8 protein-coding genes are annotated in these 11,905 nt (G+C 71.4%); all 8 read left to right on the top strand.

Going from position 1 to position 11,905, the window contains the following annotated elements; all coding sequences use genetic code 11:
• From OG963_RS12305 to OG963_RS12270, 8 genes are read left to right on the top strand one after another with little or no spacing between them, the layout of a single operon-like run.
• Positions 1–351 carry a hypothetical protein gene (locus tag OG963_RS12305; RefSeq protein ID WP_093775621.1) on the top strand — a complete coding sequence of 117 codons (351 nt, stop codon included), beginning with the start codon at positions 1–3 and terminating at the stop codon, positions 349–351.
• Positions 344–1,483 (top strand): hypothetical protein, encoded by a 1,140-nt coding sequence (locus tag OG963_RS12300; protein ID WP_093775623.1) that lies wholly within the window; start codon positions 344–346, stop codon positions 1,481–1,483. The genes OG963_RS12305 and OG963_RS12300 overlap by 8 nt, the downstream gene beginning before the upstream one ends.
• Positions 1,484–1,509: 26 nt before the next feature.
• Positions 1,510–2,037, top strand: a complete 528-nt coding sequence (locus OG963_RS12295) for a phage baseplate assembly protein V (RefSeq protein ID WP_371798889.1) — start codon at positions 1,510–1,512, stop codon at positions 2,035–2,037.
• A 38-nt stretch (positions 2,038–2,075) separates the two neighbouring features.
• The gene (locus OG963_RS12290; RefSeq protein ID WP_093930109.1) at positions 2,076–2,411 is read left to right on the top strand and encodes a hypothetical protein; all 336 of its coding nucleotides are present in this window, start codon (positions 2,076–2,078) and stop codon (positions 2,409–2,411) included.
• Positions 2,408–2,785, top strand: a complete 378-nt coding sequence (locus OG963_RS12285; RefSeq protein ID WP_030917625.1) for a GPW/gp25 family protein — start codon at positions 2,408–2,410, stop codon at positions 2,783–2,785. The genes OG963_RS12290 and OG963_RS12285 overlap by 4 nt, the downstream gene beginning before the upstream one ends.
• A complete protein-coding gene (locus OG963_RS12280) occupies positions 2,782–5,949 on the top strand; it encodes a putative baseplate assembly protein (protein ID WP_371798888.1) in 3,168 nt (1,055 codons plus the stop codon). Before OG963_RS12285 ends, OG963_RS12280 begins: the two co-directional genes overlap by 4 nt.
• On the top strand, positions 5,946–9,698 hold the full coding sequence (locus OG963_RS12275; RefSeq protein ID WP_093930111.1) for a putative baseplate assembly protein: 3,753 nt from the start codon (positions 5,946–5,948) through the stop codon (positions 9,696–9,698). The genes OG963_RS12280 and OG963_RS12275 overlap by 4 nt, the downstream gene beginning before the upstream one ends.
• Entirely contained in the window at positions 9,695–11,854 is a 2,160-nt protein-coding gene (locus OG963_RS12270) for a hypothetical protein (RefSeq protein ID WP_319739284.1), read from the top strand. The genes OG963_RS12275 and OG963_RS12270 overlap by 4 nt, the downstream gene beginning before the upstream one ends.
• Positions 11,855–11,905 lie beyond the last annotated feature (51 nt).

Here is an 11,905-nt window from a genome sequence, read left to right as displayed (position 1 = left end):
GTGATCGATCCTTACGAGAGTGCGCTGGACGCGATTCCGGGGGCGCATCCCTACCCCCGTACCAGCCGGTACCACGACGCGGAGATCGGCGTGCACCGTCTGCCCGACGGCACCGAGGTGCGTTACACCAAGCGGCGTCTGCTGCCCCCGCTCAGCCGGGCCGCCGACGGGACCGCGCCGCACACGGTCAGCAGTGGCGAGCGGCCCGACCATCTCGGGCAGCGCTATTTCGGTGACCCCGGACAGTGGTGGCAGATCGCGGACGCCAATCCCGTACTCGACCCTGAGGAGCTGACCGCAGAACCGGGGCGGACGGTCGACATACCTCTGCCGGGTGGGCTCCATGGCTGACGAGCCCATCGGGAGCGGGCCCGTTCATCTCACCCTGCACATGGGCCCGAAGCTCACCCGCCCGGTGCCGGCCGAGGTGGCCGAGGCCCTGTTGTCCGCGCAGATCACCATGACCGCCGGGGAGCGGAGCGGGTTCCAGCTCGCCTTCGACCTGAGCAAGCGGGGGCTGATCACACAACGGCTGCTGCCCGAAGGGTTCTTCGATCCGAAGACCAGGGTCATCGTCGCGACCTCGGTCAAGGGGACGCCGACCGTGATCCTGGACGGGCTCATCGTGCGGCAGGAGGTCGGTGCCAGCAATCAGCCGGGGCAGAGCACACTCACCGTCACCGGTGAGGATCTGACGCTGCTGATGGACCTCGAGGAGCGCACCGACCGCTATCCGAATCTCGGCCCCGCCCAGCGGGTCGAGCGGATTCTGGGGCGGTACGCCGACTACGGAATCAGTCCCTGGATCATCCGTGAGCAGATCCATCAGCCCCCGCGCGAGCAACTGCGCGTGGACTACCAGACCGGCACCGACCTGCAGTATCTGAACGAGCTCGCGCGGGCGAACGGATACACCTTCTATCTGGAGCCGGGCCCGGGCCTCGGCCGGTCCATCGCCTTCTGGGGACCCGAGCAGCGGCTCGGTCGGCGTCAGCACGCGCTGAACGTCAACATGGACAACAACTCCACCGTCGACCAGCTGACTTTCGCGTACGACGGGACAGCCAGGGAGGAGCCGCAGGCGCGCGTCCAGGACCCGCGGACCCGCGACGTCCGGTTGCTGGCGCAGCCCGACATCGGCCCGCTGCGGCCGCCCCTCGGCCTGCGGGCCTCGCCCGCCCTCAAGCGCAGGACGCTGTCCGGTACCGCGAAGAAGGAGCTCGGGCAGGCCGAGGCCGAGACCCTGGCCAGGGCCGCGACCTCCGCGGACGCGATTTCCGGGTCGGGGTCGCTGGATGTCCATCGGCATGGATACGTCCTGCGGCCCAGGGAGTTGGTGGGGGTTCGCGGCTCGGGCGTGACGTACGACGGCGACTACTACGTCAAGAGCGTGACGCACAACCTCAGGCCCGGCTCGTACCAGCAGAACTTCACGCTCTCCCGCGAGGGCCTCATCGCCCGCAGCGGGACGGTGCGTCCGTAGAGACGTCAGGACCAGGAGAACTTCGCATGGCTGCAGGACCGAACAACCGGTTTCTCGGCAAGTTCAGGGGCCGGGTGATCGACAACAGGGATCCGCTCAAGCTGGGCCGGATCACGGCCCAGGTGCCGGACGTGCTGGGCGACGAGGCCTCCACGTGGGCGCTGCCCTGTCTGCCGTTCACCGGCCGGCACGCCGGGCAGTACGTCGTCCCGCAGATCGGCGCCGGAGTGTGGATGGAGTTCGAGCAGGGCGATCCGAGCTTCCCGGTCTGGACCGGGAGTTGGTACGGGGACGCCTCCGAGCTGCCTCCCCGGGCAAGCGCGGAGCTGCCCGGATCGCAGCCGGTGGTGATCCAGACGCCGGGTGGGCACAAGGTGGTGATGTCGGACGTGCCCGGTGGTACCGGGATTCTGCTGGAGGCCAAGGGCGGCGCCTACATCCAGATTGATGAGAAGGGCGTGACCATCGGCACCGGCAAGGGCGCGTCGATCGTGCTGACCGGCGACGAGGTCACTATCAACGAGGGCCGGCTGATCGTGCCGAAGAAGCGATGACCACAGCGACGAGTACGACAAGAACGGGGAGATACGTGGTGTCCGGGAATCTCGTGAGCAGCGGCTCGGCGATCAGCTGCCCGCACGGCGGCCGTGTCACGCCCGCCTCCGCCCCGTCGTCCGGGGTCCGGATCGACGGGCTGTCCGTGCCCGCCGCGACGGATGTCTTCGCGGTGAGCGGCTGCCGGCACACGGTCGACGGCGTACCGCATCCGTGCGTGACGGTCCGCTGGACGCCGGAGCGCGCCGGTGTGCTGATCGACGGCCGGCCCGTGCTGCTGGAGAGCTCGTCCGCGCTCTGCTTCAGCGCCGCGCTCGTGCCGCAGGGCCCGCCGGTCGTGACCGCATCCGCACGGGGGGTGTCCTCCCGATGACGCGAACGAGGAGCGATATCGCCTTCCCCTTCCGGACCGACCGGCGAGGACGCACCGCGCACGCGGCTCACGACGAGCACGTACGCGACCTGATCGAGCAGTTGCTGTTCACCAGTCCCGGCGAGCGTGTGATGCGCCCCGACTTCGGCTGCGGGCTGCTCGACCTGGTCTTCACGCCCAACAGCCCCGAGCTGGCCTCCGCGCTGGAGCTGTCGGTGCAGGCGTCCCTGCAGCGCCGGCTGGGTGAGCTGATCGAGGTGGAGTCCCTGGACGTGGTCAGCGAGGAGAACGTGGTCCGGGTCCATCTGCGCTACGTGGTGCGCTCCACCGCGAGCCGGCGCGACGACGTGTTCGAGGGGAGCGGCCCGGCATGAACGGTACGAGCGAGAAGTCGGCCTGCCGTACGGACGGCAGGCGCGTCACGGTACGGGCTGCGCAGCTCGGGGGCGTGGACGCCGTCGAGGTCGGTGACGACGGGCTGACCCTCACCGTCACCTTCCTCGGCAAGGCGCCCCACGGGCTGTGCCCGGAGAACATACGCATCGACGGCGGCCGGCGGATCACCGGCATCGAGGCCGTGGAGGTGTCTGTCGAGCGCGAGGAGGACCCGGAGCTCGACGACCGGCTGTTCGTCACGCTGGACCGCACCGGCGACACGTCCCGGTACACGCTCTCGGTCGTGGACACCGATCCGTACGGACGGCCCGGCACCGAGCCCTTTCCCGGCTTCGACCAGCGGTACTTCTCCGCCGGGTTCGACTTCCGGCCCGACTGTCCGACCCCCTTCGACTGCAAGGACGAGCAGTCCGACTGCCCGCCCGCCTTCCCGGCCGCCCCGGTCATCGACTACACCGCGCGCGACTACGACACGATCCGCCGCCTGATCCTGGACCGGCTGGCGCTGACCACTCCGGACTGGGTGGAGCGCAACGCCGCCGACCTCGGCACGACGCTGGTCGAGCTGCTCGCCCACACCGCCGACCGGATCAGTTATCAGCAGGATGCGGTGGCCACGGAGGCGTATCTCGACACGGCCCGCCGCCGCGTCTCCGTACGCCGCCATGTCCGGCTCATCGACTACCCGATGCACGACGGCGTCAACGCACGGGCCTTCGTCGCGGTCGAGACCGTACGGGAACTGACGCTGGGGCCCGGCACCTACAGCTTCGCCGCCGTCGACGTCCGCGGCCTGGGGCCGCGGGACCGGCCCGCGATCGGCACCGTCATCGACGACCGGGACCTGGCCGTGCTGGACGAGCGAGGATCGGTCGAGGTGTTCGAGCCGGTCGTTACCGACGAGCCGCTGGCGCTGCGCCCCGAGCACAACACCATCCGCTTCTGGACATGGGGCGACGAGGTGTGCTCGCTGCCCGAGGGCGCCACATCAGCGACGCTGCGGGACGCGTGGTCGGACGAGGCGTGCTCGGTCAGGTCGCTGGAGCTCGCTCCCGGCGATCTGCTGCTGATCGAGGAGGTGCTGGGGGCACGCTCCGGTACGCCGGGCGACGCCGACCCCGCCCACCGTCAGGCCGTACGCCTCACCTCGGTCACGCCGGGCGTGGACCGGCTGGTCGACCGGCCGGTGGTGGAGGTCACCTGGGCGCAGGAGGACGCACTGGCCTTCCCTGTCCGTCTCTCGACGCGGGGCGGCACCGACTGCGAGCCGGTCGAGGATGTGAGCGTGGCGCGCGGGAATGTGGTGCTCGTCGATCACGGGCGCTCGCAGACGTTCTGCGGCGGGACGCCGGAGACGGCCACCGTGCCTCCCGCTCCCGCCGTCCTCGGGTCCTGCGATCCGTCCGGCTTCGGCTGCTGGGATCGCAAGGAGGGGAACGCCACGGCGGATCTCGTCAACGCCCTTCGCGAACAGACCCGTTGTGGCCGGCTTCTGACTGCTGACCAGATACGGGAGCTGTTCACCGTCGTCGGCGAGGACCCGACAGGGCGCGCCGGTCTCGGCCTGGAACTCGCGGGCCGCCGACGGGAGAAGGTCGTCCCCGGCACCGCCTACGAACAGGCCGAGGCGCTTGAGACCCTGCTGGCTCAGGTCGTCTACCCCGGTATCCCGGCGCGTTTCAGGCCGGTGCTGCAGCGTTCCCCTGTCGTCCAGTCGGTGCCGTTCCCCGACCCGCGTCATGTCTCGGCGGGACAGTCCAACCGGTTGGCCGCCATCCCTGGACGCGTCCGGCAGCGGCTGGTGGAGCTGTGGCGTGGCGCCCGTGACTGCGACGGGCTCACGGAGTCCGAAGTCGCAGAACTCACCGTGCTGTTCGGGCTGCGCGTGCTGGAGCGTTTCGAGCTGCGCCGTCATCCGGTGAGCGCGCTACGGGAGTTGCTGCACCGCAGCGAACGGTTGCTGGCTGCGAAGCTGCGTCGGCTGGAGGTGCTGACGGCCCGGGCGCGGGCCGGTGCGGTGCTGGACGGTTCCATCGCCTGGGAGATCACCCACACCTGGGGCGCCGAGTACGCGGCCGGGATCGATCCGGACGAGCCGGTGCTGCGCGGTCCCGCGGCCGCGCTCGTACAGGATCCGCGGGCCGCGCTGCCCGCCGTGACGGTCGCGGAGGGCGAGAAGTGGTGGACCGCCGAGCGGGATCTGCTCCGCAGCGGTCCGCGCGGCCGGCACTTCGTCGGTGAGCTGGAGGACGACGGCCGGATCGCACTGCGGTTCGGGGACGGGCGCCACGGTGCCCGCCCGCAGCCGGGCGCCCGGCTGGAGCTGCACTACCGGCTCGGCGGCGGCACCGCCGGCAACGTCGGCGCGGAGGCCATCAACCATCTGGTGCTGTGCCGTGATCCCGAGGACGCGGACGCCGGTGACCCGATACCCGTCATGGGGGTACGCAATCCGCTGCCCGCCGTCGGCGGCACGGAGCCCGAGCCGGTCGAGCAGGTGCGCCAGCTCGCCCCGCTCGACCTGAAGCGCACGCGGCTGCGGGCCGTCACCGCCAAGGACTATGCGGCACTGGCATCTCAGCTGCCCGGAGTGCAGCGCGCGGCCGCCGAGATCCGCTGGACCGGCAGTGTGCAGGAGGCGCATGTCGCCGTCGACGCGCTGGGCAGCGGGGACGCGTCCTCGGAGCTGCTCGACTCGGTGGCGTACGCACTGGAGAGCTACCGCCGCATCGGGCACGACCTGGTGGTGGGGCCCGCGCGGTCCGTGCCGCTGGACATCACGCTGGCGGTGTGCGCGGCGCCAGGCCATCAGCACGGCCAGATTCTCACCGAGCTGTACGGACTCCTCGGCAACCGCCCGCTGACCGGCGGACGTCTCGGCTTCTTCCATCCGGACGCGTTGACCTTCGGTGAACCGGTGCGGCTCAGCCGTCTGGTGGCGGTGGCCGCGGCGGTGCACGGCGTGGAGAGCGTGCGGGTGACCAGGCTGCGCCGGCTGTTCCACGAAGACCCACTCGATGACACGGCACTGGAGGCAGGCGTGCTGCGGCTCGGCCCGCTGGAGATCGCGCGTTGCGACAACGACCCCGACCGGCCCGAGCTGGGCCGGCTTTCGATCGACCTCGGTGGAGGTACGCGATGAGCGGCTCCTGCGATTGCGGCCGCGGCGGGCACGACGAACGCCACGCGCCCAAGGTCCTGTACACCGCGCCCGGCCGCACCGCCCTCGACTACCGGGTCGGCGACTACGGCTCGTTCCGGGCGGCCATGCTCGACCGGCTCGCGTCCCCCGCCTATCCGGCGCTGCGCGGGCTGACCGTCCGCACCCCGGACGATCCGTCGATCGGACTGCTCGACGCGTGGGCGGTCGTGGGCGATCTGCTCACCTTCCACTCGGAGCGCATCGCCGACGAGGGATATCTGCGCACGGCCGACGATCACCGCTCGCTGGCTCTGCTGGGACGCCTCGTGGGACACCGGCCGCGGCCGGGCATCGCCGCCGACACCCATCTCGCGTACACGCTGGACAGGGATCCGCGGGCCGAGGACGTTCCGGTGCTGATCCCGCGCGGTGCGCGCGCCAACAGCGTGCCCAGTACCTCCGACGAGGAGTCTCAGGCCTTCGAGACCAGCGACGACCTCGTCGCGCGCTGGGCGTGGAACGAACTGGCGGTGCGCCGGCGCCGGCCCGCGCTGCTCACCCCGGACGATCTGCGCAAGCGCCCGGAGATCTTCGTCTCCGGGACCGACACCTCCCTGCAGACCGGGGACAGGCTGCTCTTCGTCTTCGGCGGGGACGCGGAGAGCCCCGGGCAGCGGCTGCTGCTTCCGGTGGCGCGTATCCGCATCGACCGGGGCGAGGAGATCACGGCGATCGGGCTGCCGCAGTCCGCCCCGGCCTCCTTCACCGAGCTGGTCGCCGAACTCCGTGAGTGGATCACCGAGGACGAGCGGGAGGCCGAGGAGGGTGAGCCGACCCCCGACAACCCCGACCCGCGTCCGGTCAGCCGGATCATCGAGGACTTCGACGCCCAGGTACTCGCTCCGTTACGCGCCGATCTGGGCGGGATCAAGACGCCCGCGCAGTTCGCGGCACGGCTCGTCGAACCGCACGACCGGCTCGCCGAGGCCCGGACGATAGCCGCCCCGTACGGGGAGGTCGCCGCCTGGTTCGAGCAGTTGCAGGCCGTGGTCGGCGAACTGATCGAGCGTGCGGCCGATCTGGAGCCCTCCCGCCCTGACCCGACCGTGGCCGCTTCCGGCTCGCCGGCCATGCAGGCGCTGGGGGCCGTACTTCCCGCGCTGCGCACCCGTGTGGTGCGTCCGCCGTCGGGGGCGCGCACGCTCTCCCACGACCCGGGCCGTTACTTCGCGCCGGGTTCCGACCTCGGGGCTCAGCTGCTGTCGGCGCTCGATCCGCGGGTGGCCGACGGGATGTACGCGGCATGGCGGCAGGCCGCCCCGGCCGCGCCCCCGTCGCTGCGCGATCTCCAGGCGATGCGGGTCACCGCCGCCCCGTTCGGGGCGACGGCGCCTCTCAAGCCCGTTCAGGACGAGCGCGGGCGAGTCGTCCGGCAGACGGACTGGCCGCTCACCGGCGGTGCTCTGACCACCATGCGGGTCGTGTTCGACACAGCGGGCCGGGTGCCGGTGGGCGCCGAGTTCCAGCACATCGAGACCGGGGCGTCGGTGCAGGTCTCGGAGAATCTGCCCGCCGAGAAGACCTTCCCGCTGGGGCCGGGCCGGATCTCGCTGATGACGCGGTCCGCGCAGGACCACGATCTGAGCTGGCTGAGCCGGCGCCCGGCCGACTCGCAGGAGCCCGGTGTGACGGCCCGGCTGATGTCGGGGCTGCCCGAACGGACGCTGTTCGTCTCCCGGCCGGGCGACGACGGCCGGGTCCATGTGGCCGTCCACAACGGCGAGCCGCTGGAGCGGTTCCTGGCTCCCGGCGAGCACCAGCAGATCAGGCACGGCGAGTACGAGGTGACCCTGCGGTACACGGTCGGCGGTGAGCCGGCCAATGTCGAGGTCGGCATCGCGACCGTGCCGAAGCAGGCGAACCGTCATGTCGTCGCGCTGGACTCCGTGTACGACGAGATCACCGTCGGCAGCTGGGTCGCGATCGAGCGTCCTCGCAAGGGCGCCGGCGAACCCGACGGGATCCCGGGCGACGAGAACCTCAAGTTCGTGACCAGCCGGGTCACCGCCCTACGCACCGCCGCGTACACCGACTACGGGATCACCGGCCGTGGCACCGAGCTGACGCTCGCCGAACCGTGGCTGGACGAGCACGACGTGCTGCTCTCGGCGATCCGGGACGCGACCGTCCACGCGGGCGGCGAGGCGCTGCGCCCGGCCGACGAGCCGCTGGGCGAGGACGTTCACGGCAATGAAATCGAACTGGCCGAGCTGTACGACGGGTTGCGGCCCGGCCGTCATCTGGTGGTGTCGGGCGAGCGCACCGACATCCCCGACACGGCCGGGGTCCGCGGTACCGAACTGGTGGTGATCGCGGCGGTGGAGCAGCAGCTCGACCCGCAGCGGCCCGGCGACCACGTCCACACGAAGCTCACGCTCACCACGGACCTGGCCTTCAGCTACCGCCGTGACACGCTACGCATCCAGGGCAATGTAGTGCCCGCGACGCACGGCGAGAGCCGCGACGAGCCGATCGGCAGCGGCGACGCCGGCCGGACCGACCAGACGTTCACGCTCTGGCAGTCACCGCTGACATGGCTGCCCGCCGGCAACCCTCTGGGGGCCACCCCGACGCTGGAGGTGCGCGTGGACGGGCTGTTGTGGCAGGAGGTGGACAGCCTGGCGGGACGCGGTCCGCGAGAGCGGGTCTACGTCTCGGGCACGGCCGGGGACGGACGCACGACCGTGACGTTCGGCGACGGGGTGCACGGTGCGCGGCTGCCCACGGGACACGAGAACGTCCGGGCCCGGTACCGCTTCGGTACCGGCCGGGCCGCCAACGTCGGGGCGGACCGCATCACCCAGGCCATCACCCGGCCGCTGGGGGTCACCGCCGTCACCAATCCACAGCCCGCCACGGGCGGCGCCGAGGCCGACGGTCCTGGCCTGACCCGACGGACGATCCCGCTCGCGGTCTCCGCGCTGGACCGACTCGTCTCCCTCAAGGACTACGAGGACTTCGCCCGCTCACGGGCCGGCATCGGCCGCGCCGCGGCACGCGAGATCTTCGACGGGCGGCGGCGGATCCTGCACGTGACGGTCGCCGGGGTCGACGACATCGCGATCGCGGACGACTCCGAGGTGCTGCGGGCTCTGCGTTCCTCGCTCGCCGAGTACGGCGACTCACGCCTTCCCGTCCGGGTGGAGGTACGCGAACTGGTGCTGCTGCTCCTCGCGGCGAAGGTGAAGGTCGCCCCCGACCACACCTGGACCGTCGTCGAACCGCGCCTGCGCCAGGCGCTGCTGACCCGGTTCGGCAGCGGCCGACGCGAGTTGGGTCGCCCCGCGCGACTGTCCGAGGTGCTGGCGACGGCCCACTCGGTGCCCGGCGTCGACTACGTCGACGTGGATGTCTTCACCGGTGTGCCCGCGTCCGTGACGCCCGAGGAGCTGGCCCGACTCGAGGATTCGCTCGCCCAGCCGCGCACCGCCGTCGGGGCCCGGCTCGCGGCGTACGACGAGGACGTGTACCGCGTCACCGCCGACGACGGCGAGACGCTCACCGAGGTCGCAGCGCGGTACGGCATCTCGCTCGCCGAACTGCTGCGGCTGAACCCGGACATCACCGATACCCGGCGTCTCGAGAAGGACCGGACCGTGTTCGTCTTCCGCGGCATCAGGCCCGCACAGCTCGCCCTGCTCTCCCCGCGCGTCGCGGACACGCTGATTCTGACGGAGGTCACCGCATGACCAGGGAACCGGACGGCCTCGCGGATCTGCTCCCGCAGTGGCACCGCCGGCGGGACATCGAGGACGGTGAGCCGCTGCGCGCGCTGCTCGCGGTGATGGCCGAGCAGGTGGACCGGGTGCGGGACGGAGTCGAGCAGGGGTACGAGGACTGGTTCGTCGAGACGGCCGCACCCTGGGTGCTCCCGTACCTGGGCGATCTGGTCGGCTACACACCCCTGCCGGGCTATGAACGCGTACAGGCGAAGGGACTTGAGGGCGAGGGTGGGGACGATTCGCGCCTGCGTCTCGCCGAGGCCCTGGCGCCGCGCCGCGACGTGGCCGCCACGGTGGCCAACCGGCGGCGCAAAGGCACTCTCGCACTCATCGAGGAGCTGGCGGAGGACGTCGCCGGATGGCCTTCGCGGGCCGTGGAATTCTCCCGTCTCGTCTCCCACCAGCAGCCGGTGAAACTGTACGGATCGGGCACGGAGGCCGCCGACGGACGCCGCCTGGAGCGCGGCAGGCTCGTGGACGTACGGGAAGGGACCGCGCTGGACCTGGCGGGCGGGCCGTTCGGCACGGTCGCGCAGTCGGTGAACGTGCGCCGGGCCGGCTCCGCACGCACCCAGGGCGGTTACTCCCCGGCCGGAGTAGGTCTCTTCGTGTGGCGGTTGAAGCCCTACCACCTGACCGGCTCGCCCGCGTACTGCATCGACCGGGCCCGCAACCTCTACACCTTCTCGATCCTCGGCAATGACGCTCCGCTGGTGACCAAGCCGGTGCCGGAGCCGTCGGCGACCCATATCGCGACGATCGACAACGTTCCCGCGTACATCCGCCGCCGGCAGCTCGCCGACCGGCTCGCCGACTACTACGGGCCGGGCAAGAGCTTCACGATCTGGCGCGACGGCCAGGACGAGCCGGTGCCGATGTCGGACATCGTGGTGGCTGATCTGACCCACTGGCGCTACCGGCCCAAGCGCGGCCAGGTGGCGGTCGATCCGGCCCTCGGCAGGATCGCCTTCGGCTCGCGGTCCGCTCCACGGCAGGGCGTGTGGGTCACCTACCACTCCGCGTTCGCGGACGACATGGGCGGCGGAGAGTACCCGCGCGATCGGGAGACACCGACGGCCGCCAGGGTCTACCGCGTCGGCCCCGGCCAGAGCTACCAGCGGATCATGGACGCGTACAACGACTGGCAGCGCGACCGGCGCTCCGGGCACTGCGGCCCCGACGGCATCATCGAGATCACGCACAGCGGCGCCTACCAGGAGCAGCTGGACTTCGATCTGGATCCGGGCGACCGCCTCGAAGTGCGGGCGGCCGAGGGCACACGGCCGGTGATCCGGCTGCTCGACTGGTACAGCAACCGGCCCGACGCCCTCAACATCCGCGCCCAGGAGGACTGCGAGGGCGAGGCCCCGCGGATCGTGCTCGACGGTCTGCTGATCACCGGGCGCGGGCTCAATGTCACCGGTCCGGTCGGCGCGGTCGTGCTGCGGCACTGCACGCTCGTACCGGGCTGGTCGCTGGAGCCGGAGTGCGACCCGCACTCGCCCGAGGAACCGAGCCTGGTCCTGGACCGGACCACCGCGTGCGTGTCCATCGAGCGCAGCATCCTGGGCACCATCGAGGTCATCGGCGACGAGGTGCGCCACGACCCGCTTCCCATCCACATCCGGGACAGCATCCTCGATGCCACAGCGCACGACCGGGCGGCGCTCTCGGCGCCGGACTGCCGTCATGCGCATGCCGTTCTGTACGCGCACCGCACCACCGTCATCGGCGAGATCCACACCCATGCGGTGGAGATCGCCGAGAACAGCGTCTTCACCGGGCCGATGCGGGTGGCCCGGCGGGGTATCGGCTGCCTGCGCTTCTCGTACCTGCCGCCCGGGTCCCGGACGCCACGCCGGCACCGCTGCCAACCGGACCTGGCAGGCCAGGAGGAGGCTCAGCGGGTACGGCCGCTGTTCACCAGCGAGCGGTACGGAACCCCCGCGTACGGACAGCCTGCCGTGGGCTGCGCCGACGAGATCAGGCGCGGTGCCGAGGACGGCTCCGAGATGGGCGCCTTCCACGACCTCTACCAGCCGCAGCGCGAGGACAGCCTGCGGGCCCGCCTCGCCGAGTACACCCCGGCCGGTACCGACGCCGGGATCTTCACCGTCACCTGATCCCCGTCAGCCGCACGATTTCTCACCGAACTGCCGAACTTCCGAGGGGGA

Source organism: Streptomyces sp. NBC_01707, assembly GCF_041438805.1.
GTDB lineage: Bacteria > Actinomycetota > Actinomycetes > Streptomycetales > Streptomycetaceae > Streptomyces.
The sequence above is the reverse complement of the archived record's forward strand: the minus strand, read 5'-3'. Positions and strand labels throughout refer to the sequence as shown.

What these genes read in the sequence shown, in the direction of transcription:
- OG963_RS12275 (WP_093930111.1), top strand. Translation starts at nt 5,946, where the DNA reads ATGAGCGGCTCCTGCGATTGCGGCCGCGGCGGGCACGACGAACGCCAC.
- OG963_RS12285 (WP_030917625.1), top strand. Translation starts at nt 2,408, where the DNA reads ATGACGCGAACGAGGAGCGATATCGCCTTCCCCTTCCGGACCGACCGG.
- OG963_RS12300 (WP_093775623.1), top strand. Translation starts at nt 344, where the DNA reads ATGGCTGACGAGCCCATCGGGAGCGGGCCCGTTCATCTCACCCTGCAC.
- OG963_RS12280 (WP_371798888.1), top strand. Translation starts at nt 2,782, where the DNA reads ATGAACGGTACGAGCGAGAAGTCGGCCTGCCGTACGGACGGCAGGCGC.
- OG963_RS12295 (WP_371798889.1), top strand. Translation starts at nt 1,510, where the DNA reads ATGGCTGCAGGACCGAACAACCGGTTTCTCGGCAAGTTCAGGGGCCGG.
- OG963_RS12270 (WP_319739284.1), top strand. Translation starts at nt 9,695, where the DNA reads ATGACCAGGGAACCGGACGGCCTCGCGGATCTGCTCCCGCAGTGGCAC.